This window comes from Bacillus sp. 3G2 (genome assembly GCF_044324725.1).
Taxonomy (GTDB): Bacteria; Bacillota; Bacilli; order Bacillales; family Bacillaceae_G; genus Bacillus_A; species Bacillus_A mobilis.
Genome location: NZ_CP172246.1, coordinates 1,909,838 through 1,934,104, shown reverse-complemented (window position 1 = coordinate 1,934,104; position 24,267 = coordinate 1,909,838). Strand labels below are relative to the sequence as shown.

General features: G+C 34.4%; 25 protein-coding genes. 7 read left to right on the top strand and 18 right to left on the bottom strand.

Annotation, left to right across the window (positions count from 1 at the left end; genetic code table 11):
- Positions 1 to 7: 7 nt before the first annotated feature.
- Together ACHZK0_RS09870 and ACHZK0_RS09865 are read right to left on the bottom strand one after the other, a co-directional pair.
- Positions 8 to 898, bottom strand: a complete 891-nt coding sequence (locus ACHZK0_RS09870; RefSeq protein WP_061676478.1) for a carbohydrate ABC transporter permease — start codon at positions 896 to 898, stop codon at positions 8 to 10.
- A gap of 69 nt (positions 899 to 967) precedes the next feature.
- Positions 968 to 2,311 carry a carbohydrate ABC transporter substrate-binding protein gene (locus ACHZK0_RS09865; RefSeq protein WP_061676479.1) on the bottom strand — a complete coding sequence of 448 codons (1,344 nt, stop codon included), beginning with the start codon at positions 2,309 to 2,311 and terminating at the stop codon, positions 968 to 970.
- 169 nt (positions 2,312 to 2,480) lie between these two features.
- On the opposite strand from ACHZK0_RS09865, the gene ACHZK0_RS09860 reads away from it, so the two are divergent.
- From ACHZK0_RS09860 to ACHZK0_RS09850, 3 genes are all read left to right on the top strand, one after another.
- Positions 2,481 to 3,341 carry an AraC family transcriptional regulator gene (locus ACHZK0_RS09860; protein ID WP_270341125.1) on the top strand — a complete coding sequence of 287 codons (861 nt, stop codon included), beginning with the start codon at positions 2,481 to 2,483 and terminating at the stop codon, positions 3,339 to 3,341.
- A 69-nt stretch (positions 3,342 to 3,410) separates the two neighbouring features.
- Positions 3,411 to 4,274, top strand: coding sequence for a PucR family transcriptional regulator (locus tag ACHZK0_RS09855; RefSeq protein ID WP_395761488.1), 864 nt, complete (start codon positions 3,411 to 3,413; stop codon positions 4,272 to 4,274).
- 202 nt (positions 4,275 to 4,476) lie between these two features.
- Positions 4,477 to 5,580, top strand: a complete 1,104-nt coding sequence (locus ACHZK0_RS09850; RefSeq protein ID WP_131932959.1) for an ABC transporter ATP-binding protein — start codon at positions 4,477 to 4,479, stop codon at positions 5,578 to 5,580.
- Between the two features lie 204 nt (positions 5,581 to 5,784).
- Here ACHZK0_RS09850 and ACHZK0_RS09845 read toward each other — a convergent pair whose 3' ends face one another.
- From ACHZK0_RS09845 to ACHZK0_RS09835, 3 genes are all read right to left on the bottom strand, one after another.
- Positions 5,785 to 6,735, bottom strand: coding sequence for a serine protease (locus tag ACHZK0_RS09845; RefSeq protein WP_270606299.1), 951 nt, complete (start codon positions 6,733 to 6,735; stop codon positions 5,785 to 5,787).
- 274 nt (positions 6,736 to 7,009) lie between these two features.
- Positions 7,010 to 7,297 carry an AbrB/MazE/SpoVT family DNA-binding domain-containing protein gene (locus ACHZK0_RS09840; RefSeq protein WP_000648284.1) on the bottom strand — a complete coding sequence of 96 codons (288 nt, stop codon included), beginning with the start codon at positions 7,295 to 7,297 and terminating at the stop codon, positions 7,010 to 7,012.
- Positions 7,298 to 7,412: 115 nt separating this feature from the next.
- Positions 7,413 to 9,293 carry an ABC transporter permease gene (locus ACHZK0_RS09835; protein WP_377920970.1) on the bottom strand — a complete coding sequence of 627 codons (1,881 nt, stop codon included), beginning with the start codon at positions 9,291 to 9,293 and terminating at the stop codon, positions 7,413 to 7,415.
- A 268-nt stretch (positions 9,294 to 9,561) separates the two neighbouring features.
- Here ACHZK0_RS09835 and nadE point away from each other — a divergent pair, with 268 nt between their 5' ends.
- Positions 9,562 to 10,380: an ammonia-dependent NAD(+) synthetase gene (nadE, locus tag ACHZK0_RS09830; RefSeq protein ID WP_395761487.1), complete on the top strand. Its 819-nt coding sequence runs from the start codon at positions 9,562 to 9,564 to the stop codon at positions 10,378 to 10,380.
- Between the two features lie 41 nt (positions 10,381 to 10,421).
- On the opposite strand, the gene ACHZK0_RS09825 is transcribed toward nadE, so the two are convergent.
- The 4 genes from ACHZK0_RS09825 to ACHZK0_RS09810 form a co-directional block, all read right to left on the bottom strand.
- Entirely contained in the window at positions 10,422 to 10,883 is a 462-nt protein-coding gene (locus ACHZK0_RS09825) for an NUDIX hydrolase (protein ID WP_262741882.1), read from the bottom strand.
- A gap of 30 nt (positions 10,884 to 10,913) precedes the next feature.
- Positions 10,914 to 11,111: a DUF4083 domain-containing protein gene (locus tag ACHZK0_RS09820; protein ID WP_262741881.1), complete on the bottom strand. Its 198-nt coding sequence runs from the start codon at positions 11,109 to 11,111 to the stop codon at positions 10,914 to 10,916.
- Positions 11,112 to 11,212: 101 nt separating this feature from the next.
- Complete coding sequence (locus ACHZK0_RS09815) at positions 11,213 to 12,373, bottom strand: transglutaminase domain-containing protein (protein WP_395761486.1); 1,161 nt, start codon at positions 12,371 to 12,373, stop codon at positions 11,213 to 11,215.
- Positions 12,374 to 12,519: 146 nt separating this feature from the next.
- Positions 12,520 to 13,272, bottom strand: a complete 753-nt coding sequence (locus ACHZK0_RS09810; RefSeq protein WP_270606297.1) for a YwqG family protein — start codon at positions 13,270 to 13,272, stop codon at positions 12,520 to 12,522.
- A gap of 224 nt (positions 13,273 to 13,496) precedes the next feature.
- Here ACHZK0_RS09810 and ACHZK0_RS09805 point away from each other — a divergent pair, with 224 nt between their 5' ends.
- Together ACHZK0_RS09805 and ACHZK0_RS09800 are read left to right on the top strand one after the other, a co-directional pair.
- The gene (locus ACHZK0_RS09805) at positions 13,497 to 13,643 is read left to right on the top strand and encodes a YjcZ family sporulation protein (RefSeq protein WP_000540425.1); all 147 of its coding nucleotides are present in this window, start codon (positions 13,497 to 13,499) and stop codon (positions 13,641 to 13,643) included.
- 87 nt (positions 13,644 to 13,730) lie between these two features.
- On the top strand, positions 13,731 to 14,696 hold the full coding sequence (locus tag ACHZK0_RS09800) for a patatin-like phospholipase family protein (protein ID WP_262741879.1): 966 nt from the start codon (positions 13,731 to 13,733) through the stop codon (positions 14,694 to 14,696).
- A gap of 108 nt (positions 14,697 to 14,804) precedes the next feature.
- Here the strand turns inward: ACHZK0_RS09800 and ACHZK0_RS09795 are convergent, their stop codons facing one another.
- Together ACHZK0_RS09795 and ACHZK0_RS09790 are read right to left on the bottom strand one after the other, a co-directional pair.
- Positions 14,805 to 14,972 carry a DUF3933 family protein gene (locus ACHZK0_RS09795; RefSeq protein ID WP_061676491.1) on the bottom strand — a complete coding sequence of 56 codons (168 nt, stop codon included), beginning with the start codon at positions 14,970 to 14,972 and terminating at the stop codon, positions 14,805 to 14,807.
- A 12-nt stretch (positions 14,973 to 14,984) separates the two neighbouring features.
- Entirely contained in the window at positions 14,985 to 16,427 is a 1,443-nt protein-coding gene (locus ACHZK0_RS09790) for a PLP-dependent aminotransferase family protein (protein WP_270606295.1), read from the bottom strand.
- Between the two features lie 118 nt (positions 16,428 to 16,545).
- On the opposite strand from ACHZK0_RS09790, the gene ACHZK0_RS09785 reads away from it, so the two are divergent.
- Positions 16,546 to 17,160, top strand: coding sequence for a LysE/ArgO family amino acid transporter (locus ACHZK0_RS09785; protein ID WP_395761485.1), 615 nt, complete (start codon positions 16,546 to 16,548; stop codon positions 17,158 to 17,160).
- Between the two features lie 53 nt (positions 17,161 to 17,213).
- Here ACHZK0_RS09785 and ACHZK0_RS09780 read toward each other — a convergent pair whose 3' ends face one another.
- The 7 genes from ACHZK0_RS09780 to ACHZK0_RS09750 all read right to left on the bottom strand — a co-directional run bounded on the left by ACHZK0_RS09780 (position 17,214) and on the right by ACHZK0_RS09750 (position 24,236).
- Positions 17,214 to 18,443 (bottom strand): MFS transporter, encoded by a 1,230-nt coding sequence (locus ACHZK0_RS09780; RefSeq protein WP_262741876.1) that lies wholly within the window; start codon positions 18,441 to 18,443, stop codon positions 17,214 to 17,216.
- A gap of 237 nt (positions 18,444 to 18,680) precedes the next feature.
- On the bottom strand, positions 18,681 to 18,887 hold the full coding sequence (locus ACHZK0_RS09775; RefSeq protein ID WP_000113545.1) for an alpha/beta-type small acid-soluble spore protein: 207 nt from the start codon (positions 18,885 to 18,887) through the stop codon (positions 18,681 to 18,683).
- 126 nt (positions 18,888 to 19,013) lie between these two features.
- Positions 19,014 to 19,856 (bottom strand): sugar phosphate isomerase/epimerase family protein, encoded by an 843-nt coding sequence (locus tag ACHZK0_RS09770; RefSeq protein WP_395761484.1) that lies wholly within the window; start codon positions 19,854 to 19,856, stop codon positions 19,014 to 19,016.
- A gap of 25 nt (positions 19,857 to 19,881) precedes the next feature.
- Entirely contained in the window at positions 19,882 to 20,877 is a 996-nt protein-coding gene (gene asbE, locus ACHZK0_RS09765) for a petrobactin biosynthesis protein AsbE (protein ID WP_270606294.1), read from the bottom strand.
- A gap of 44 nt (positions 20,878 to 20,921) precedes the next feature.
- Positions 20,922 to 21,176, bottom strand: a complete 255-nt coding sequence (gene asbD, locus ACHZK0_RS09760) for a petrobactin biosynthesis protein AsbD (RefSeq protein ID WP_262741872.1) — start codon at positions 21,174 to 21,176, stop codon at positions 20,922 to 20,924.
- A complete protein-coding gene (locus ACHZK0_RS09755) occupies positions 21,173 to 22,411 on the bottom strand; it encodes an AMP-binding protein (protein WP_395761483.1) in 1,239 nt (412 codons plus the stop codon). The genes asbD and ACHZK0_RS09755 overlap by 4 nt, the downstream gene beginning before the upstream one ends.
- Positions 22,398 to 24,236, bottom strand: coding sequence for an IucA/IucC family protein (locus ACHZK0_RS09750; protein WP_262741905.1), 1,839 nt, complete (start codon positions 24,234 to 24,236; stop codon positions 22,398 to 22,400). Before ACHZK0_RS09750 ends, ACHZK0_RS09755 begins: the two co-directional genes overlap by 14 nt.
- Between the last annotated feature and the right edge of the window lie 31 nt (positions 24,237 to 24,267).

Below are 24,267 nucleotides of genomic sequence, written 5' to 3'. Positions count from 1 at the left end.
GACCTCCTTAATACTCCAACACTTCCCTTTTAGTGACACCGCTTATAATTGCAGATAATGCGAATGAAAATAGGAAAATGACCACCCCAATAGCCATACCGTAACCGTAAGAAGAATTCGTGTAAGCCTGCTTATACATGTAGCTTAAAAACACTTCCGTCGACCCGTCAGGTCCCCCACCAGTCATCGCTTGAACGAGTAGAAAACTTAAATTAATCGTACTAATAACGAAGAAAGTTAACGTCGTCCGAATGTTATTCCAAATTAACGGTAACGTAATACTGAAAAATTGTCTGACCCGTCCAGCACCTTCCAAAGCAGATGCTTCATAAAAACTTTCCGGAATACTTGCCATCGCCGCCATATACATGACCATATAATAACCAATCGCTTGCCAAATGAGTGCCCCGCCAATGCTGTATATGGCAATCTTTTGATTGCCGAGCCACATCTTTTGAAGATTTTCAAGGTTAAATAAAGCAAGTATATTATTTAACAATCCTGTAGTCGGATCATAAACTGCAGAAAATATTCCCGCGATAACTACAACGGATAAAATATTAGGGAGATAAAAAATAATTTGAAAGAAACTTTTACCTTTTATTTTTTCTCTCGTTAACAAAGTGGCAAACAAGATCGCCATCACCATCGTGATAAGTGTAACAATAACAATTAATACGATACTGTTTTGGAGAGATCGAAAGAAATTCATATCATTCCATAAAATCTTGAAGTTTTCTAATCCAACAAATACCTTATTATTAGAAAATCCTCCCCACTTATATAAGGACATCCTGAATACCTCAATTGTAGGAACAATCATAAAAATGGCTAACAGGAGTAATGCCGGTGCAGTGCAAACAAAAATAAATATTCTTTTTTCTGTTGTCTTATTCATGCCATCACCTCAGTTAATAAGTACAATGGTGAGACTAGCTGCTCACCATTGTACGTAGTGAAAACTAATTTATTTTAATGCAGACCGTAATTGGTCACTCACTTTTTCAACAGAGCTTTGCCAATCTTTCACCTTTTTATCACCAGAAATAACACTGTCAATCGTTCTAAATAATGTATCTGGCATACTTACGCCTTCAACGGCTTTCGTTGCAGCAAATCCACCTATTCCCACTTTCACTCCATTATCATAGATACTATAGAATGATTTATTTTCACCTGTCAGTTTATTAGAAAGACCTTTTATAGGCTGAATCGCACTCGATTCAGCAAAAATTTCAGCTGCCTTATCCGAGTAAACAAACGTCATGAAATCTTTAGCAAGTTGTTTATTTTTAGCTGCCGAAGGAATCCACATTTGTTCAAAGAAAGTAAATGCATAACGGTCACTATTAGCATCAATTGTTGGTAAAGGCATCATGCCCCATTCAAACCCTTTAGATCGAGGAGCTTCTTTCATTTCACCAACTACCCATGTACCATTTGGCATAAACAAAGCTTTGTTATCGAGAACCAATTGTTGATTTTTCTTGTAGTCTTTATCATTTGCATTCGCGACAGTAGTTGGTTCTGTATATTTTCCTAATTTTCCGATAATTTCAAACGATTTCGTTGCTTCAGAACTTTCCCAAACACCATCTGTATATTTCATAGCTTTATTAAATAACTCAGGTCCACCCACCCCTAGTAATAAAGAGTAGAAGAATGTATCAAAGTAGCCTGTTGTAGGATAAGTAAACAATGAAATTCCTTCTGCTTTCGCTTTATCTCCCAAAGCCCACATCTCATCCCAAGTCTTCGGCACTTCCCAACCTTTTTCTTTTAATAAGCTAGCATTATAGAATAATCCAGTTGGACTATAGAACATCGGTGCCATATAAATTTTACCGTCATTATAAGGATTAGTCGCAGGTGTACCAGTAAGCCCTGGTACTAACTTATCTTTGACTTTAACATCTTCACCATAAACATTTTTATCAAAAACATCCGTAATGTCTTCTAATGCTTTATCTTTAATTAAAGTTTCTGTTAGTGCCTGTTTTCTCCCAGTTGCCAACAACACAACATCCGGATACTTTCCTGCTTTCATATTTGAGCCTATGACATCCTCAAGATTTTTGTCTACTGTCAATTTAACATCAACTTTTGGATTAGCAGCTTCATATGCGTCAATTACTTTGCTCCACATCTCTTTACCATAAGCCGATTCAAGTGTTGCCACATGAAGGGTTTGTTTTTCACTGGAGCCTTTACCATCCTTAGAGTTATCAACTTTTGAAGTATTACCTTGGCAAGCTATTAAACTAAAAGATAACAAAGCTGTCATCCCAGACAACAATAACTTTTTTTTCATCTTTATTTACCCCCATCTCCTAATCTTCCTTTCATAATTAAAGAATACAAAATAGATAACGCTTTCACAATAAACATCTTGTTCTGTTTTTTAGATATCTTGCTTTTTACTGAATATCCCACTAAAATCTTTATAAAATAGATAAAAAATCTATGAAGGAGGGATTCAATTGTCCAATGAAGTATATGAGATTCCACAGTTTCAACGAAATCATCTTCCAGTAAAACTTCTTTATATAACAAAATCAAAATACGATAAAGATTGGCATAGTACCATTCATGCGCATCATTTTACAGAGCTATTGTATATTACCAAGGGCAAAGGAACTTTTATCTTTTATAAAGAAGAAATCCCTGTCCAAGAACACAATTTGATTATCATCAATCCAAATATCGAGCACACGGAAAAATCTGATACGAATCATCCACTCGAATACATCGCACTTGGTATTCAAGGTCTGTCCTTTTCATCCATAGAAAATCCTAGTCCAGTTACTATTCATAATTATAGCCAGGATCAAAAAAACTTTCTCTTTTATCTTCAGCAATTGGTCGAGGAAGTGGAAAGCCATCAGGAAGATTACGATTTAATTATACAAAATATTCTGGAAATTTTACTACTTAAAATGATGAGAAAAAAATCCTTTAACGTAGAAAAAACATCTACTCAAAAAATCAATAAAGATATTGAATTTATTAAAAACTATATTAAGCAGCATTTTCACGAAAATATTAGTCTGGATACATTAGCTCAAATTAGTCATATAAACAAATATTACCTATCCCATTCTTTCAGGAAATTCGTCGGCGTTTCGCCTATTGAATACTTAATTCAAACTCGTATTAGAGAAAGTAAAATATTATTAGAAACTACCAATTATTCAATTTCTAATATTTCAACTATTACCGGGTTTTCTTCCCAATCATTCTTTGCACAATCATTTAAACGAGAAACGAATCTATCTCCTTCACAATATAGAAACGCTATTAATTCTAGCAAAAATATACCAGATTCTAGTGCGAAAATTTAAAGATAATTGCAATGAATCTATACTTATTTACAATATTGTTACTATTATTTTTGAAAGGGGAGTGTTCCTATGATTCAACAATTAAAAACATATTATGGTGAGGATATAAATATCAATGAAGCTGTGTTATCAGAAGATTATAGTTGGTTTTTAGTTGAAGGAAACAAAGTCGGGATTCGTAAAATCCGATTACATCAAAGGGAACATCAATTGCTTTCATCCATCTTAACACCCATTCATATTGATACATTTTATAAAACAGAAAAAGAAAAATCGTGGCATGAAGCACTATACAAAAATAACAATATCTCTATGCTATCAGTTCGTTTTTTACACTTCTTCACAACACAATCTATAGTAGAAAGAGAAGAATTTCAAGATGCTTTACAGTCTATGTTTTCTTTTACTACTACAATGATATGGGAAACTTCGCAAGCTGGCGTCCTCATATTAGAAGAAAACATAACGGAGTCTGTATTGCAAACAGCTTTAGATACACTAGAAACAGATTTTTTTATATCCCTATCCTTCTTTGTTGGAAGACGTTATACGCAAACAGATGAATTTGCTTATCTGTATCAATGGGAGCGGAAATTATTTTCTGTTCTTTCTCCCTATTTATCAAAAAAAATTACATACATTGAACAACTGCTCCCTTATCAATTAATGATTTCATTACCGAAAGAAGAAAGAAAAAAATACACGAATCAATTATTGGCACCCATTTCAAATGACAAGGAACTAATAGATAGCGTTAAAGTATTCTTCCGATGTAACTTAAATGTATCTCTTGCAGCGAAGCAATTATATTTACATCGTAATACTTTGCAGTATCGAATTGATAAATTCATTGAAAAAACAGGAATTAATATAAAAACATTTGAAGGTGCAGTTGCAGTTTATATGGCGTTTCTTTCTTTAGATATCTCGTGAAACTCTTTTAACATTTTTTTCTACGAAAAAGTAATACTTTCATCCCATATCTATAGATGAAAGTAAATCCTACAGTAGCTTTTTTGTTTCTTAAATCTGTAAACTTGCATAAAAGCCTCTCATTCTTTTGTGCACAATGCCGATTTACTTACGTTTTCAATAATCTTATAATTCAATCAATTACAAAAAGGAGTGAATAATGATGACCGAACTAGTATTAGATCATATTTTTAAAGTTTACGATAATAAAACCACTGCTGTTTCTGACTTTAATTTACATATTGAAGATAAAGAGTTTATCGTATTTGTCGGTCCTTCTGGATGTGGAAAATCAACAACTCTACGCATGATCGCAGGTCTAGAAGACATTTCCGATGGTTCGTTTTATATTGATGGAGAGCGTATGAATAATGTCGCTCCAAAAGATCGCAACATTGCGATGGTATTTCAAAATTACGCACTATATCCCCATATGACTGTTTATGACAATATCGCGTTTGGCTTAAAACTACGCAAACTTCCAAAAGATGAAATTAATCGTCGAGTAACGGAGGCATCGAAAATATTAGGGCTCGAAGATTATTTACAACGAAAACCGAAGGCATTATCAGGTGGACAACGCCAACGGGTTGCACTAGGAAGGGCTATCGTCCGTGATGCAAAAGTGTTTTTAATGGACGAACCTCTATCGAATTTAGACGCCAAATTACGCGTAAGTATGCGTTCAGAAATCTCCAAACTGCACCGTCGTTTAAATACGACTACTATATATGTGACACATGATCAAACAGAAGCAATGACAATGGCATCACGCCTTGTCGTTATGAAAGATGGACTCATCCAGCAAGTTGGGACTCCAAAAGAAGTATATGATACGCCTGAAAACATATTTGTTGGTGGATTCATTGGTTCTCCCGCTATGAATTTCTTTACTGGAACATTACAAGATAACTATTTTCACATGGAAAATATTCGCTTCAAAGTACCAGATGGCCAACTAAAAACATTAAAGCAAAAAGGGTATAATGGACAAAAAATCATACTCGGTATTCGTCCTGAAGACATTCATGATGAGCCAATCGTTCTTCAATCTTCTCCTGAATCCACAGTCGAAATTGCAGTAGAAGTTGCTGAATTATTAGGTGCTGAAACGATGATTCATGGAAAACTTTCAAATCAAAACTTTATTGCGCGAATTAACGCTCGTTCCGAGATTAAAGCTAACGATACACTTCCATTAGCTTTTAGTTTAGCGAAAGCACACTTTTTCGATATCACTACCGAACAACGGATTCGTAATATGTAATGGATGTATTTCTTTTAATTTCGGACAAAATTGTATCATAAATTAAATTTTTAATTATATGCCATAGCTTCTACTTCAGAAAAAACAGATATAGTTGTTGCAAACATTTCGTGAAGTAGAATTAAATACTAGATTCCCTGGTATATGCGACAGAACCATATTAAAAAACATCTCATAAGAATATGAGATGTTTTTTAATATTTACTATTCTTTTAATAAATCTAGTAATCCATTCCCTTCAGATGTACGTTCATATCCTAAAGGTACAGTTCTTTTAATAAGTTGTGCATATATTTCTGGCTCTGATAACTTTCTACCATATTCCCTCTCACACTGCTTAATGAGCAATGCGAGCGCTCCAGCAACATGCGGTGTCGCCATAGAAGTACCACTTAATACCGCATATTTCCCTTCAGGATACGTAGATAATATTTCATCGCCTGGTGCCACTAAATCAATTTCTTGATTCGAATTACTAAAACATGCGATTTTCCGTTCTAAGTTGACAGCGCCGACTTCAATTACTTCTGCGTACGCACCTGGGAAGTCTAGTTCCTCTGTTTTATCATTACAATCTCCATTATTCCCAGCAGCACATACGACGAGAACATCTTTCTTTACCGCATTTTGAATTGCTTCATGTAATTCTGGAACGTCTTGCGGACCACCAAGTGACATTGAAATGACTCTAACTCTTTCTTTATTAGGTCCTCTCCAATTTACAGCATAATGAATCGCCTCAATAATTTGCTCATAACTTCCAGAACCATCTCCCGCTAAAACCTTTAACACTAGCATTTTAGCAAGCGGTGCGACTCCTAAAACACCGACACCATTTTCAGTCGCTGCAATTGTCCCCGCTACATGAGTACCGTGTCCGTTATTATCAAGGTACATATTCGGATCCCCTTCGTAATCTTTCGTGAAATTTCTTCCACCGATAATGCGATCCTTTAAATCTATATGATTCACATCACAACCTGTATCTAATACGGCAACAACAATATCTTTTCCTTTCGCACTCTTCTCCCATACTTGTGGAGCATGAATGAGTTGTACACCTGGTGGAATTTCATTTACTTGTTCAACCACCTTATCTACTGTAAAAGGAATCAATTGTATACCTTTTTGTTTATTCGCTGTACTACTATTCATCGTAATCCCTCCTGAAAATATATTATTTTCATTTCAGACCACTTTTGAAAAGGTTTAAATGTAACATTCGTTTTATTCGTTTCATTTTCCTTCCTTAAAAATGTTTCTCAATATAGCTTACTAATTTTATACTACTCTTTTATTAATCTCGTAATTTTTAGGCACCAAACATCCGATTGGTACAACCAATAACAAAAATAAAAGGACCCTTTTAATGGCCCTTTTATAGTTTTTAAAGAATGATATGAAATTTTAAAAATAAAATAAATTAAGACTAAGCTTCACTCTTATTTAAAAACTTCTCTATTTCTTTTATTAAATGTTTCGCTCCATCTATACTAACAGTAATGTTTCCATTTGCTAATGATATGTTTTGATCTGAAACATCACCTGTTATTTGACAAGCATTGTAAGGTTGATATTTTTGTAAAATGATTTTTTCTTCTTCTACGAAAATTTCAAGTGGTGATTTGATTTGGATTCCTAATACTTCTCGTAACTCTTTAGGAATAACAATTCGTCCTAATTCGTCTACTTTTCGAATAATTCCTGTTGCTTTCATATTACTCCCCCCTTACTTTCTATTATTTTTTCCACCTCGCTCTTTCCATTTTATCACTTTTTGGTAATACTTGTCTCTTTTTAGAAAATTTTGTACTCAAGTTAAAATAACACAATTAACGAATACGTAATCTCTCTTTCAATTGTTTTAAATAACGAGATCGTATTAGTAAGAAATATACAACTTGGATTCCTACGAAAATACTTAATACAATCGCATTTTCTTTAAATAATGAGTACTCAAACATCTGTCCCAGTGCCGTTAACGCTACTGCCCCATGTAATGTTGCAACACCTATTGGAACGAAGAATAAAAGTGCCAATCTGATTGTAACTACTTTCGATAATTCCCCGCTCGTTAAGCCTACTTTTCGAATCATTTCAAACAAACGAGTATCATCCTCCAAATCAGAAAACAAACGGAAGTAAAGGAAACTTCCTGCACATACGAAAAATACTATACCAATGAAGAAGCCTACAAATAAAATTGGTCCTGCGATTTGTAAACTTTGGTTTTGTTCGTACTCTTCTGCACTAAACGTTGCATGTTCTTCATAAGTCTTCATCTGATGCGTAAGTTCTTTACCAACTTCAATTTCATCTTTCGTTCCTTCTGTTTTGTACACATAATCTTTTTCCTCTTTAAAGCCATCTTGTAATGTATCATACTGATTTTTAGAGATTACATACACGTTACCTCGTAGTATTTTACTTAACGAAGAATTATTAACTTTTTTTACTTTTAAAGCTTCATTCGTGTTTGGTAACGTAATTTCTTTTCTTTCTTTCATCGGTGGTCCTGGTATATCGACTGATAAAAATAAAACTTCTTTATTTGCTACAGTTTGAAATGGTTCTCCTGTTAACTTCGCATATTTCTCATAATCTAATTCTTTTATGAAAATGGCACTTCTTAACGACTGCTCCTCCGTCTTTTTCGTTGAAATGTTTGTTTTAGAAGCTGCTATATTATGTTTCTTTAATCCTTCATCAATTATCTTCAAATGCTGTGATTCGTTACTATTACCTTGCTTAGAATGGTAATGAAACGCAATTGGTCTCTCCATTATCCCTTTCGTCATGGATGCGAAGCCAACTAATGTCCCTATTGCGGAAAATGCTACAGTAGAAATAATGGTTACAATAAAGAACATTCTTGCGTTATCTCTCATGCGATACGCTAAATCTGATAACGTAATAATATTAGTCTGTGTCCAATAGAAACGTTTACTTTTTTTACATAATCGAATAATAAAGACACTCAGCTGCTTGTACAACAAATACGTCCCAATAATAACTACCGTTGTAACAGGAATCATCATAATAAACACCATTGCTCCATGTGATAGAAGAGCTCCCACATAGCCAGCACTAAGCAATACTACTGCTAATATTGAAGAAATGATTGATGCTTTCGGTTCCGGTTTCGCCTCTGCTGATCCTCTAAACAATTTCATAATTTTATTTTTTCGAATCATTCCTGCACTAAACAATGAAATGATCATAAATAATATGAAAAACATAATACTCGTTACAACAATGGCTTTCATTGGTATGTAATAGACTAAGGAAATATCTAATTTTAATATCATGGGGGCTACAAATAATAATATTCCGGAAAATAACATTCCTGCTAGAATTCCAAAAATAATTGCCCCTATCCCAATCATAATATTTTCAAAAAAGATAAGACGCTTTAATTGATATTTTGTCATACCTAACATCATTAAAATTCCTAATTCACGCTTTCTCGTTTTTAAAAACATTCCCATCGAATATAAAATAAAGAAAAACGTAAATAAGTAAATAATGGACTGTGCAAAAGACATACTTACGAATACGTACCGGCCTAATTTTCCAGCACTTAATGCCGGATGAAACGCGAAAAATGAATACACAAAAAAGGCCATAATTGCAAATGCACTACTTAAAAAATATGCTGAGTATGTTCGTCTATTTCGCGTTACATTCCGGTATGCGAGTTCTCTAATGTTCATATTACTTCTCCGCCCTTCTACTAACTATGTTCTTATATTAGTAAAGTACAGAAATACCTTCCATCGATTCAAATGACAAAAACCTTACATTTTTGAAAGGTTTAAAAAATTGCTTATACGTAGTACTTTATTTATAATGACTACATTCATATTCATACACACATCCTATTGTATATTCGTTAGTTTTGCGAAATAATAAAGGATAGAAGTATGTACCAATATACATATAAACTTAATTACCGCTTTAATATGAATAGGAGGAAACATAATGACATTACAAGAACAGATTATGAAAGCACTACATGTTCAGCCTGTAATTGATCCGAAAGCAGAAATCCGTAAACGTGTAGATTTCTTAAAAGATTATGTAAAAAAAACAGGTGCAAAAGGATTTGTACTTGGCATTAGTGGCGGACAAGACTCTACATTAGCTGGACGTTTAGCTCAGCTTGCAGTGGAGGAAATTCGTAATGAAGGTGGTAACGCAACGTTTATCGCCGTGCGCCTTCCTTATAAAGTGCAAAAGGACGAAGATGATGCACAATTAGCATTACAATTTATTCAATCTGACCAATCTGTTGCATTTGATATTGCTTCAACAGTTGATGCTTTCTCAAATCAATATGAAAACGTATTAGGTGAATCATTAACAGATTTCAATAAAGGTAACGTGAAAGCACGTATCCGTATGGTTACGCAGTACGCAATCGGTGGTCAACAAGGATTACTTGTAATTGGAACTGATCACGCGGCAGAAGCTGTTACAGGATTCTTTACAAAATTCGGAGATGGTGGTGCAGACCTATTACCATTAACAGGATTAACAAAACGCCAAGGACGCGCTCTATTACAAGAATTAGGTGCAGACGAACGACTTTACTTAAAAATGCCAACAGCTGATTTATTAGATGAAAAACCAGGTCAAGCTGATGAAACAGAGTTAGGTATTACATATGATCAACTAGATGATTATTTAGAAGGTAAAGCCGTTTCAGCTGACGTAGCAGAAAAAATTGAAAAACGTTACGCAGTAAGCGAACATAAAAGACAAGTTCCAGCATCAATGTTTGATGATTGGTGGAAATAAAACATAAAAAAGAAGCTAATCTCATTAGCTTCTTTTTTATGTTAACGATACACCCCTACTCTTTTCTCTAGTAAGTCCTGTAAACAATCCTCATGTTGTTGATTAAACAATGGTGGCATTTTATTTAGCGGGAAAAATTTTAATTCCAACGTTTCATCACCGTCTACTTTTTGCTCTCCTCCGGCAATTGAGCATGAAAAGAATATTAAAATGGACTGGGCTTTGTCTCCATTTGGATACGCTTGAAAATATTTTGTATACACCCCGAGGAGTTCATTTATTTCTACATCATAGCCTGTTTCTTCTTTTATTTCTCGAATCGCAGTTTCTGCGGCAGATTCTCCGATTTCCATTGCACCGCCAGGAAATCCCCAAGCATTAAAATCACCTCTTTTTTGCAGTAAAACTTCTCCATATTCATTCCACACACAACCACCCGCAAAGTTTATGAGAACACAATCGTGTCCTACTTTTTCACGTAATTCTTTTATATAATTAGCCATCATCTTCCCCTTTTCATACCTCTTCTATCATTATTTCTTATCTTTTTCAAGCAATTCAATAATTCGCTCTAGCTTCTTATTCATATGAATTATATGTTGTTTTTTTGCAGCGCTGTTTTGCAATAACCTTCTAACAAACAAAGTAAATGATAGGAAAAACAAAACGATAAGTCCGATTACTAAACAAGTATATATCAATGTGAAAATATTACTTTCGAACAAATTCATTCAGATTCCACATCCTTCCTTTTATATTTTATCACACAATTCTGTTTTTTAAAGTGATGCATAATAAAAAGAGCACCTTTTACAGATGCTCTTTTCATCGCTTAATAGGTAAATGTAATTATCGCTAATGAATAATCTGCCATCGCACTATAAGGTGCTACTTGATAAGATACACGCTTTGCACCTTTTGGCCAATTGGTTTCATTTAACACTTTCTTTATATCTTGCATTGTTCCATCCATAGATTGCTTATATCGTACTTCTACCTTTTCTGGCTTAGAAGCGAATTGTTGCTGTAATTTTTGCTTAAATTCACTGTAATTGTCTGCCCCGTATTGTGCAGATAAGTATTTTAAGTTTGTTTCTTTTAACATTTGTTCATATGCAGCAGTCTTTGAGCTACCCGCTTTTATTTTGTTTGTTAATTCACCAAAGTAACTTGTAGTTGCTGCTGGATATTTACTACGATCCCATTCATGATCTTTACTTAATTGTTCATCAGACATATTAAAATATGAATATGTTACGCGCCCAGCTTTATCCGGTACTGGATCATCGAATGTTGTATCAAGATGATACCATTTGTTTTCAATGTTCACTATATTCCATGCGTGAGCTTGTCCATTCCCTGTACCTGTTACAATATGGTTTTGAATACCCGCTTCTTCTAGCAATTCATATGTTAATAACGTATATCCTTGGCAAACGGCCGAACGATTCGCTAATGCTTCATATGCTGTATACGCTTTATAAGACGTATCATAAGATACATGTTTTACAACGTAATCATGAATCGCTTTTACTTTCTCATGCTCATCCATTCCAGGTTTTACAATTGAACCGATAATTGCTTTTGCCTGCGATTTTACATATTGGGTTTGCTCTTTTGATTCACGATATTTCACTTGCAGTGTAAACGTATAGTTTCCTGGTAACCCTTTAATAGAATATTTAGTAGAGGCTACATTATATTTTACATACTCATCTGCATCTACAATTTTATTAAACTCGCCATACAATTGGTCCATAACATTTCTAGCATTTCTATCTTTCGTTTTATATGTGATTGTAATATTTTCTTCTCGATTATCAACCTGTTTTTTTAATTGTTTTCTGAAATCATTTAATAGCTTTGCATCTGATTGTGTTGTCGCTACAGTCGGATTCGTAGCTGCATAAGATACCGTTGACGCGTGTAAGCCTCCCATTACTATAGTTGAACAAAGCAGGGTAGCTGTCACATACTTACTTGTCTTTCCCATCTCATCACTCCTTACATTCTATAACTATACGAAAAAAGTATCGTATAGTTTCAGAGTATACAATACTTTTTCGTATAGGTCATATGAGATTATGCATATTTAACATTGTAAAAAGGCTGTTCTCTTTACAAGAACAACCTCCTTCATTAACAAGTTTGTAATACACAACATGTATTTTCAAAACGTCGATTTTTCAAGTCTTCATTTCCAATACAGAAATAAAGCATCCCTAAATCTCCCCACATCATATTACAATTTTTAGTATCTGAATCAATTTGGAGTAAAAGCGTCATTTGCTGCGGGTTTATGTCCATATATTGTCCAGTCTCGTGCAATACCTCATCTTGTACAGAGAATGGCTCACCAAACATTTGATGGTTATCGTAGTTGTCTGGAATTAGTTCTTCAAGCAATTGTAAGAATCGATCTGAATCAGCCTCATCTTCAATGAACAGCTCTGGCAATTTATATGTCAGTTCAAAAGTAGTTGCACACTGGCTATAATTCGTTTGGAATCCATCTGCTCTTTGTAATTGCTCTACAGGAACATCATAATAAAGTACACGTCCCGCTTCAGTTGGGTTCACATCTTCTTCAAAGTAATTTTCAATGCTAAAGAAATATAACATCCCCGTCTTAGGAAGATTATGATCCATACCAACATTTTGTAAATCATTTAAATTAAATTGAGCGATAAATTGTAATGGATTTCCTTTGTGCACTGGGTATTCAAATGAATCTGGTAAATCAGGAACGCCGCCCATTTTCGAACTACCTATCGCTACTGTTTCCGCCTGCTTTGGCACAATTTTCACACAAGGAAATACAGTATGAATAAGTTCCTCTTTCAAATGTGTCAGCCCATATTTATCAATTAATACTTCAATTTTATTTTTCATAAATTCTCCTTACATTTACATACTTATTTGTATCATCGCACAAAGATTATACTCCATTCTTTGTAAAAACGACAAGCCTTCAAAAAAACGGGCTCTTCCATCATACGCGAACAAGTTTAAAAAAGCATAGTATACATTGTTCCTACAAACACGATAGTTCATTATTTCTTCCAGTACATTTTCCCCTCGTTCATTTTTATTTTTAATTTAAGGAGGAATTCCACATGGGTTACGGATATAGTTGCGGCGGTTACGGTTACGGCGGTAGTTGTGGTGGATGTGGTTATGGAGGTTTCGCTTTATTAATCGTTTTATTTATCCTTCTAATCATCATCGGAGCTAGCTGTTGGGGCGGCTTTGTAGGCTGCTAGTAAATTTAAAAACTATTGTAAAAAAGCACGTACAATACGTGCTTTTTTGCCATTTCCAAATCTTTTATTCGAAAGGAAGTATGTTTAATGAAAATTGATGGTGTTTTTGAAGGAGGCGGTGTACGCGGAATTGCGCATGTAGGGGCAATTTGCGCGTTAGCTGAAAAAGGCTATGAATGGGAGCGTGTAGCTGGAACATCAGCTGGTTCCATTATCGCAGCGCTCCTAGCAGCAGGGTATTCTTGTTCAGAGTTAAAAACAATTATAACTGATATTGATTATAATAAATTTACGAAAAAAACCTTTATTGACAGAATCCCGTTTATCGGCAAAGGATTAAGTGCATGGACTACTCTTGGTATTTACTCTAATGTTTTTATAGAAGAATGGATTGAAGAATTACTTCGAAAAAAAGGAGTTCACTTATTTACTGATTTACCTGATTTAAATAAGCTTAAAATTATCGCTTCTGATATAAGTAATGGTAAAATGGTTGTCTTCCCCGATGATTTGCCAAACTACGGATTTTTAAATTATCGCTTCTCTATTGCTAAAGCTGTAAGAATGAGTAGTACAATCCCCTTCTTCTTTGAACCGGTAAAATGGAGAACCCCAAAATGGAAACAACCTTGTTATATGGTTGATGGAGGGATTTTAAGTAATTATCCTATTTGGATTTTCGACTCACCTACCTCTCCTCGCTGGCCGACTTTTGGGTTTCATTTCGTAAAAGATGAAATTCAAGCTGATCCAGCCCACTATAACGAGCCTATCTCGATGTTCAAAGGACTATTTAAAACTATGATGCAAGCCCATGATTTACGTCATTTAGATAAGGAATCAAAAGCAAGAACGATTACAATTCCGACTGGGTCCATTACAAGTACAAACTTCGATTTATCAAAGGAAGAAAAAGAGTGGCTTTACAATTCTGGCTATAACGCCGCAAATAAGTTTTTACAATCTTGGAACTTCAGACAATATATTGATGCATATAGAAATGGAAATCAGGACCGAACAACAAAACGGTATTTCCGTCAACTTGACTCATAATACTATTATTTTTCATATGAGAACACATAACACTTTCAAAAAAAATAAGCCTAGTAATATCATAGATTACTAGGCTTATTTACTTCCTACATAATTATTATACATTGCTTAAGGATACGTTAACCCTTCCGCTTCCTCCGCAGTAATAACAGTGTATCGATTTCCTGTTCGCAATCCTAACAATTCTGCTTTTTCAATTGCATCCTGCATCGTTTCTGCATAAGCAGCTAAATATTTTTCTCCATTAATAATTTGGCAAATTACATATTGTTTCATTACTTTCTCCTCTTACTTTTTCATTAATTTTGCAAGTTTTTTTATACCTATTTCAATTTCTTCTAACGTTGCGTATGAATAGGATAGACGCAAAAATTGGTTTGCACTTCTATCATACAAAGTACCTGGATTTAATAAAATCTTTTCTTTCAATGCTTTGTCAAATAAGCTACGGTTCAAAACGGATACATTCATATGTAACCAAATATAAAAACCACCTGACGGTTCATACCAAGTTGCTATATCATGACAATATTTCTTTAACATTTGTATCATAAAATCTCTGCGCTTTTTCAACTTAGTTCTTACAAACTGTAATTGTTCATCATATAACCCATCTGTAAACCATTCCGCTGCAATTTGTTGGGATATAGAACTTGAACCATAATCTGTTTGCATCTTTATGTCTGCCAATCTTTGAATGACTGGCTCTGATCCAACAATCCATCCAATTCTTAATCCTGGACTAATGACTTTAGACATACTCCCAATATGTAGTACAATCCCATTTTTATCATATGCTTTTAAAGGTTTTGAAACAGGCCCATCAAACCATAAGTCTTGATACACCGCGTCTTCTATAATAGGCAATCCAATTTCGTTACATATTTCCATCACTTCTATTCGTTTCTTTTCATTCATACTAAAGTTCGTCGGATTATGAAAAGACGGGATTGTATATAAAATAGATGCATTAAATTGCTTCTTATATTTCGTAATATATGATGCATGTAAACCATTCTCATCCATCGGTATACCAATTAAGCGCATTCCTGCTGATTGAAAAACATTAAGCGAATATAAATAAGATGGTTTTTCTAATAAGATAGATGCCCCTTTTGGAAGAAGTCCCATAGAAATAAGTTGCAAAGCTTGAATTGCTCCTGAAACAATTAATATAGAATCAGGAGTTACATATACACCATGTCCTTTTAAATAGTCCGCAATTTTCTTCCTTAAATAGAAATTACCTTTCGGTTCTTCATACCCAAGTATCATGCTCGACTTTAAAAGCTTATTCATAATATCTTTCATCTTTTTTTCAGGTAAAAGACTTGGCGCGAGCTCACCTGTTCCTAAACGAATTACATGAGGATAAAATTCAGCTTGATTAATCTCTTGAATAGCAGGAAGGTTCGGATAATGAAGCCCTGTTTCTACGTAAGACTGCCAATTAGGTGGCGGGGCGTAAGCTAAGGTATTCACATTATTATTTACAACAATTGTTCCTTTCCTGCCATTCCCTTCAATGTATCCCTTTGCCACTAGCTCATCAAAAGCCATTACAATTGTACTCCGGTTCACACCAAATGTATGTGCCAAATCTCTTTGTGAAGGTAATTTCGTTCCAACAGTCCATTCTCCATTAACGATTCTTTCTTTTATATACGTTTCTATTTGTTTATACAGAGGTGTCGCTATAGATATATTCGGTTTCCAAACGAATCTTTCCATCATATCACCTTATATTCTTTTTGGTTGGTAACCTCCCCAACCATATGGATGGATACAAATTTTCATTTCTTCTATACAATATACACTATCATAATAAATTTAAATAGGAGGTAATATGATGAGTGAAGCAATTATTCATGGTATCATTCTTGCATTTGGCCTTATCATTCCATTAGGTGTCCAAAATGTTTTCGTCTTTAACCAAGGTGCGAGCCAACCAAACATTTGGAGAGTAGCTCCTGTAGTATTAACTGCCTCTATATGTGATACGTTACTCATATTAATTGCGGTGCAGGGTGTCTCCCTTGTACTCCTTACTTTTTCTTGGCTAACTAACACGTTATATATAATTGGATTTTTCTTTCTCCTTTATATGGGCTTTGTTATTTGGAAAAGTAACCCTTCCAACGATATAAAACAAGAAAACAACATGCCATTAAAAAAGCAAATCCTTTTCGCTGCATCGGTTTCGTTATTAAATCCACATGCAATTTTAGATACAATCGGTGTAATTGGAACAAATTCTATTCAATACATAGGAAGTGAGAAATGGGCTTTCACACTGGCAACTATTATCGTTTCTTGGATTTGGTTTATAAGCTTAGCTTTAGCGGGGAAATTTCTAAAAAGAATAGACTCAACTGGAAAGACAATCGTATTATTAAATAAGTTTTCGGGTCTCATCATATGGGGTGTCGCACTTTATATGTTAACACAAGTGATTTATTCTTAATGAACGAAAGAGAATTGCATGATCTATAAAACATCGTGCAATTCCCTTACAAATTATGAAGTAGGTTCCGGTTTTTGTTTTACGTTCTTTGCATCTTTTGCTGGTTTAATCCAAATGATCGCTATAACAGCACCAATACCAGCGAATATACTTGTTAAATAAAACACTTCATGGTCAGCACCTTTCATGAAAAAAGAGTATAGAGGTGGTCCAGCTGCTACACCGATAAATCGCATGGAACTATAAAATGACGTAACTGTCCCCCTTTGCTCCTTTTCAATCCCTTGTGTAATTAAAGCATCTAAACATGGGAGTGCCATACCAATTCCGATTCCCATAACAACGAGACAAAGAAGTAATAAATAGATTCCTTTTATAAATAAAGGAATAATGACTGAAGCAGAAGCCATTAAAAATCCAATATAAATACACTTCTTCATCACATTTTGATTATCTCCAATTTTTTTACCGGCCATATATGAACTAAGTGAGAGTACAAGTAACGGAATAGCGAGTACACACCCTTTCCATATACCATGAATGTCATACTTTGATTCCAGTATAGTCGACAAATAAAAGAGAATTCCGAATAAAATAAGCATAATAATTGCACCTAATACAAAAATGGCAATCAACCATCTTCCCTTTTCTCGAAACGTAGAGAGAATAGATTTTATAAACTCTTTAAGTGGTGGTACTTCTCCTTCTTGTTTCTTTGCCTTTACTAGAACAAGTAATAAAACAATTGCTACTACACATAAAACTGGAATCGCCCAAAATGGTAAGAACCATACAATGGCAGCAAGAGCAGATCCTAAAATAGGGCTCAACACTTTTCCAAATGTATTGGATGTTTCAATGATTCCTAAACCTGTACTAACTTGTTTTTCATCTTTGTATAAATCACCAACACACGGTATAACAACTGGCATTGCACCAGCAGCACCAATACCTTGAATCGCTCTACCGATCAATATCCAAGTGTAGGGATTATCAACTTTCCAAGATACCCAACCAGTTATCGCTCCTCCTATAGCCGCAATTAGCAAACTCGGAACCATTACCATCTTTCGTCCCCATCTATCTGATAAATAACCAGCAATCGGTATAAGTAAAATGGCTACAATAGAATAAATTGTAATAATCATGGATACTTGAAACGATGAAATATGTAATTTCTTTTCGATAGTCGGTAGGATTGGAATGAGCATTGAATTTCCTAATGTCATAACAAGTGGAACTGATGCAAGCGCAATCAAACAACAGTTTTCTTTTTTTAACATGTTGGCTTCGGAACCCTTTCATCGTATATTTCTTACCATATAATAGCCCTGCTGGAACGCAATGTTTCATTCCACCAGGGCTATTACATCTTTACTACTTCCCATTTACAACAAAAGAAATTGGGGAAAATATAGTATTATTTCTATTCTTTGAATCCAATCCGCAATATATCCATACCAATTAATTGAAAAAAAAAGAAAGGAAGAATCCTTCCTTTCTCCTATAACCTTCTACAATTAGCGAGTATATCCGCCACCAAGTTGTTGTTCTGCCATCGCTACTAGACGTTTTGTAATTTCACCGCCTACAGAACCGTTTGCACGTGAAGAAGTGTCAGCTCCAAGTTGTACACCAAACTCTTGTGCAATTTCATATTTCATTTGATCTAAAGCTGCTTGTGCTCCATGTGATGCTAATTGATTAGAATTACGATTTCTAGCCATTACCAATCACCTCCTTATTTATATATAAATTGTGTTAAATTTTAATTTAAATACATGGTAATTTTTGGTTATTTATATTTTTAAAAAAAGAGTCTCTACAATGAGAGACTCTTACATCATTTTATATTAAGAAGTTACTACTTCTAAATTTCTATTTATTAATACTTTCATTTCTTCTTTTAATATATCTTTCGCATTATGCCCAAACCATTCGAGTGAAGCGAAATGGTCAGTATCTCTCACTTCCTGAATAATCTCATCATAATTTACGACACCTTCAAATAATGGAACCATACCAATTCGACTTCCCGCTGCTGCATATACATTATTAGGTTCAAACACATGTAAATAATCTGCTGACGATATATTCTTAAAATGGTAATGTTGTATCCACGGCTTTAGTCGATGGAAGCTGTCTATTGGATTTGCTCCCGACTCCCATATATGAAGAAAATCCAGGTTTATTTTCAGATTCGGATGATCTACTTCACCTAATAATTCCAAAGTAGAAGGCAACGTATCCGTTAACGTATTTGGATGTGTTTCTAAAAGTACATATATATTATGCTGAGCAAATACTTCACAAATGATGCGAATACGATTCACATATTCTTTTCTCTCCTGCTCTGAGAAAGCTCTGCTACCTTTTTGTCCAGCAAACGTACGAATTTTGTTCGTTTTAAACCAATCAGCTAGTATTGCAAGTTGTTCACATTTCTCTATCATTTTTTCAAAATCTGCCGATAATGATATGTCTAAGTAATCACTTATCATTGTAATTTCCAAGTTTTTATTCTTTAAACAATTCAATTCTCGTTCTGTCGTTTCATACTCTTGCATATACAAATTTCGTGCATGAGTCCCCCACAATTCAATTCCTTCAAAACCGTTGTCATACGCAAATTGAACAATATCAGTAAATGAAATTAATTGATGACGAAAGGAAATAGTACATAATGAATATTTCATAGGTTCTCACTCCCCTATCTTAAATTCAGTTAGATTTTTTTAATGCTAAGACAGACTCGTTTATTTTCATTTCTTTCCATAATAAAAACTGTCTCTCTAATTCAGCCTTTATTTGCAATTCAATTGTATTCATTTCATCAAGCTTTTCAACAATTGCTAATAACATACCCTTATTATTCATCATTGCCATTTTAATTGCACGATACTGTACATTTGTAAATCCTTGTACAATATCTTCTACCCGATCACACCAATAATCAAACTCTTGCTCCGAATATTGCAACGTTTCACGGAAGTACGCAAAGGCATGTTCATAACTATATTTACGAATTGCAAGTACTGGTATTTGTTTGACTGCCGCTACAAGACTAGAAAGCGAATACCCTTCTTCTTCATTTGCCATTTTTATAATTAAATTTTTCAGCTCCATAGTCAATTCATTATCGTTTCTTTTGAAAGTTTCTATGAAATAACTCGCTACCATTTCTTCTGTTGGCTCCTGAATTTCTTCTATATCAATGAAATACCCTCCGCCAAATGGGTTATCTCGAACAGAGTGAAGTACTTTTTCTCTTTCCATATTCCCTTCCCAGCGAAAATCAGGATCTAGCATGAACCATTCTTCTTCTTTCTCTGTCTTCGATATCATTAAATAATGCGGAAACGGTTTTTGATGGAATTTATTTTCCCTCTCAGGTAATAGAGACATATCAACCATTACAATGACATAGCGATTTTCTGGCTTGTTTTCTACTAATTGTAAAAACGTTTCTACATTGCTATCCTTATCTTTTGCATGATCATACCATTCGTTCACTTTTATGCCATACAACTTTTCATACCATAATAAATAATTATCGTGGTTAATATTTTCGGAGTGATACGATATAATGCCGCCTTCTGTTATATCAAAATCGCCGTCCCATAGTCCGAAATAAAAGGGACGAAAATCAATATCGCTACGCCTTTTTATAATTTCGCAAAAACAACTCACTAAACAGTGAACTTTAATTGAAGTCATATTCTCATCCACTTTCCTAAAGGTTAATTATTCACATTTACTTCTTATACCGGTTGTAACTCCTCCATAAAATCAAGCAAAGATCCTACAGTAAGAAACGCTTTTGGATCTACCTCATCCTCTGGAACGCATAGCTTTACATCCATTTCTATGTAAACTATGAGTTGTAATATCATTACCGAATCTATATATAAATCTTGGTTTAAACGCATCGTTTCTTCTAAATGCGTTACATTTTTTAGTTCCATTTTTTCTTTCATAATTTTCAACACTTCATTTTTTAATATTTCACGTCTCATGCTGTAACCTCTCCCATCTCTAGTAACTTTCTACTCACTTTTCCAGTTTTATTTTTCGGAATTTCAGTTACACTTTCAATCTCATGCGGAACTTTATAAGCTGGTAAATGCTGCATACACCATTCTCTTATTCGAACTGGATCAATATGAGAGATTACTTTCGCTTTAACTATTTCGCCCATCACAGGATGTTTCCCCCGATATACAATTGCCTCTTGAACCCCTGCTAGTCGAAGCATCGTTTCTTCTACCTCTATAGGAAAGACTTTTAATCCTGAAACGTTAATCACATCATCCATGCGCCCCATAAAATGAAGGCCTCGCTCCGTCTTATACCCCAAATCTTTCGTGAAAATTTCCTTATCGTTCATTTTCACTACGATTTCTTCAGGCATATTTTCATCTGAACCGATGCTTATACTCGCATGAGGTAGTGGCTTCCCTAAATCTAAATGGCTTTTCATATCATGACATATACTAATACAACCTGCTTCAGAACAACCATATTGCTGCATCATATATGTTGTCGTTTCTTTTAGTTTATAAAATAATGCTTCTGGCAAAGGTGCTCCAGATGTCATAATTTTATGAAACTGATACGTTCCTTGCGGGAAACTCCCCATAATATGTAACATAAGTGGTACTGCATATATGATATGTTTTTCTGTATGGCGAACGATATTTAATGCGAATTTAGGGTTTTTATTCGTAATGATGATAGGTTTGCTTCCCCGTGTAATTGCAGATAACGTACCACATATGAGTCCGTATGAATGCGAAACAGGAGCCATAACGATTGGTACTTCATCTACTTCACAGTTTAAAGTTTCATTATAAGCAGCAATTTCTGTATCCACTTCCGTCCATACTCTACGAATCAGTTTTGGCTCTCCCGTAGTTCCAGAACTATATTGCAATAAAGAAGCCTCTTCTACTAAAGAGTTCGCTACTTCTAATTTCGTAAAACCGCTATATTCTCCATATAAAATTCCAATACAATTTGCACGCTTTGCCATTTCAATAGCCGTTTCTTTTGGCGTATCTTCATGTATAAGTAATACTGAGGCTTTCTTTTCTTTTAAGAAAAACACAAGCGTAATAATATCGAATGGAGCTTTCAGACAAAGCGCAAATCTCTTTCCTTCTGCTTCTTGAAATTGCTCTATTTCCTCATAAACTTGTAACCTCAAATCAAAATCACTTTTGCTATACTCTTCTTTATTAACGATTAGCATAATTTCCCCCTGTAACAACTGAATTTTGTTTGTTTAATTGTCTTGCTCTATACAATGGATTTGGAACTTCATGAACGAGCGATTCCACATCCATATATAATCGACGCTTCGTTAATTGCTCAGCATAGAATGTAGGAGTGTATAGCTGAATACTTTCAAATCTATCTTTCAAGTGTAGATATTTCCTAAAATGATTTTCAATTTCTTCGACAACTATCTTCCAAAAACTTTCTTCTTTCCAAGAATATTCATCCGCAAGTACGAAAGCTAATTCTCCTGCATTAAATAAGAACAGTGCATCTAATACCATCTCTTGTAAACATTCAATACGACCCATTTCAAAGAAATCATTCATTTTTCCATTTGCATACGTTTTATGCATTTTAGTAAAGTCCGGACATTTAGTAACTTCTTTTAAGAATGGACGATAAAACTCAAGTCCTTCATGGAAATCCTTTAATGCAATACGGACAGGTAGCCCTTCTTTATGAACTAAAATCATATTTTGTCCGTGTGATTCTAATGCCACCCCATGCTCTACAACAAGATGTATAACTGGAATAATCGCTTTTTGAATCAGTAATCGTAGCCAATTTTCTATCCCATATTTGCTTAACCATGTATCAATAACTGGTGTGTCGCCTTTCTCTTTTGCATATAAACCGTTAAAAGGAACCGCATCCTCTTGCTCATCTAAATATTTATGTACGCTTTCACGCCAAATGCATCCTAATGAACCATATGTGGCTTTCTTATTCGTATCATACGTTACACTCGAAAATTCTTTTAACAAAATAATGCGCGATTCATCCCTTAAATAAGAATCCCGACATACGATATCACTTAACCAATTCGATATAACTGGTGCACTCACAACTGAATATGGTTTCAGCGTACGGAGTGTTGAAGTGTTAAGTATGTTCAGCGATAACTTTACATATGGCCTCTTTGGATACGTAACATTTCTTAACGTCCTCATCGATTGTTGCGCACAATAATCATCCGCTGATTGTCCTAAATAAATAATATTTTTATCCTGTATATGATCAACATAATTCGGAATAATAAAGTTTTCCCACTGCCACGGATGCACTGGAATGAATACATACTGTTCCGGATTACATCCTAAACTTCGAATATAATTCATATATTCTTCTATTTTCTGCTCACCAATTTCTACTTTTAAAGTATCACCGTATATCACTTCATTTTCATAACCTACAGCCGCATATTTCTTATGCGCTGCAATCCATATGAGTTTTATTGGCCTCATAAATTCATATCCATATTGAAAATTGTCACGATATTGAAATCCAATGCGTGCTTTATAGCTAGGATGATATGGATGACCGTCTATTAAATGGCTTTCAAAGTCATCGTACGATTTTTGAGTATATTCCACCTTATTATGTCTTTCATATTGTGCAATCGTATCTTTAAATATCGTTTGCTCTAATTCATGAATGAAAGAATCTAATTTCGTTTGTTCCACGTTAACAACTCGAAAAACTTCTTCCAAAAATTGCGAGACTGATTGTATTTCTTGTTGTTCCTCTTGAACTCTTACAATTAATGACTCTATAGAGATACGTCCAAATGTCATTCGTTCTCTTCCGTAACATTTATACGTGACACTTTTGTTGTCTTCATCAAGTCCTTGTATAAGAAAAAGAATTTGTTCTTCGTTTTCAATGCGAACTGGCGTAATGATCCCCTCATAAATTAACGACTCTACTAATTGACGTAACACCCTTCTTCGCACTGAAATGTAATCTTCTGATTGGAGCGCCTTCAAAATTTTCGTATGATACATGTCCACCGTTATTCCCCCCTCCACCTTACGAGAAATACCATTA

Bases quoted from the DNA above. Each gene is read 5' to 3' on its own strand.
- ACHZK0_RS09795 (WP_061676491.1), bottom strand. From the start codon at position 14,972: ATGAAACAATATGTAATTTGCCAAATTATTAATGGAGAAAAATATTTA.
- asbE (WP_270606294.1), bottom strand. From the start codon at position 20,877: ATGACTTCAATTAAAGTTCACTGTTTAGTGAGTTGTTTTTGCGAAATT.
- ACHZK0_RS09865 (WP_061676479.1), bottom strand. From the start codon at position 2,311: ATGAAAAAAAAGTTATTGTTGTCTGGGATGACAGCTTTGTTATCTTTT.
- ACHZK0_RS09825 (WP_262741882.1), bottom strand. From the start codon at position 10,883: ATGGCTAATTATATAAAAGAATTACGTGAAAAAGTAGGACACGATTGT.
- ACHZK0_RS09870 (WP_061676478.1), bottom strand. From the start codon at position 898: ATGAATAAGACAACAGAAAAAAGAATATTTATTTTTGTTTGCACTGCA.
- ACHZK0_RS09770 (WP_395761484.1), bottom strand. From the start codon at position 19,856: ATGAAATATTCATTATGTACTATTTCCTTTCGTCATCAATTAATTTCA.
- ACHZK0_RS09805 (WP_000540425.1), top strand. From the start codon at position 13,497: ATGGGTTACGGATATAGTTGCGGCGGTTACGGTTACGGCGGTAGTTGT.
- ACHZK0_RS09850 (WP_131932959.1), top strand. From the start codon at position 4,477: ATGACCGAACTAGTATTAGATCATATTTTTAAAGTTTACGATAATAAA.
- ACHZK0_RS09785 (WP_395761485.1), top strand. From the start codon at position 16,546: ATGAGTGAAGCAATTATTCATGGTATCATTCTTGCATTTGGCCTTATC.
- nadE (WP_395761487.1), top strand. From the start codon at position 9,562: ATGACATTACAAGAACAGATTATGAAAGCACTACATGTTCAGCCTGTA.
- ACHZK0_RS09790 (WP_270606295.1), bottom strand. From the start codon at position 16,427: ATGGAAAGATTCGTTTGGAAACCGAATATATCTATAGCGACACCTCTG.
- ACHZK0_RS09800 (WP_262741879.1), top strand. From the start codon at position 13,731: ATGAAAATTGATGGTGTTTTTGAAGGAGGCGGTGTACGCGGAATTGCG.
- ACHZK0_RS09775 (WP_000113545.1), bottom strand. From the start codon at position 18,887: ATGGCTAGAAATCGTAATTCTAATCAATTAGCATCACATGGAGCACAA.
- ACHZK0_RS09820 (WP_262741881.1), bottom strand. From the start codon at position 11,111: ATGAATTTGTTCGAAAGTAATATTTTCACATTGATATATACTTGTTTA.
- ACHZK0_RS09855 (WP_395761488.1), top strand. From the start codon at position 3,411: ATGATTCAACAATTAAAAACATATTATGGTGAGGATATAAATATCAAT.
- ACHZK0_RS09815 (WP_395761486.1), bottom strand. From the start codon at position 12,373: ATGGGAAAGACAAGTAAGTATGTGACAGCTACCCTGCTTTGTTCAACT.
- ACHZK0_RS09840 (WP_000648284.1), bottom strand. From the start codon at position 7,297: ATGAAAGCAACAGGAATTATTCGAAAAGTAGACGAATTAGGACGAATT.
- ACHZK0_RS09835 (WP_377920970.1), bottom strand. From the start codon at position 9,293: ATGAACATTAGAGAACTCGCATACCGGAATGTAACGCGAAATAGACGA.
- ACHZK0_RS09845 (WP_270606299.1), bottom strand. From the start codon at position 6,735: ATGAATAGTAGTACAGCGAATAAACAAAAAGGTATACAATTGATTCCT.
- ACHZK0_RS09755 (WP_395761483.1), bottom strand. From the start codon at position 22,411: ATGCTAATCGTTAATAAAGAAGAGTATAGCAAAAGTGATTTTGATTTG.
- ACHZK0_RS09810 (WP_270606297.1), bottom strand. From the start codon at position 13,272: ATGAAAAATAAAATTGAAGTATTAATTGATAAATATGGGCTGACACAT.
- asbD (WP_262741872.1), bottom strand. From the start codon at position 21,176: ATGAGACGTGAAATATTAAAAAATGAAGTGTTGAAAATTATGAAAGAA.
- ACHZK0_RS09780 (WP_262741876.1), bottom strand. From the start codon at position 18,443: ATGTTAAAAAAAGAAAACTGTTGTTTGATTGCGCTTGCATCAGTTCCA.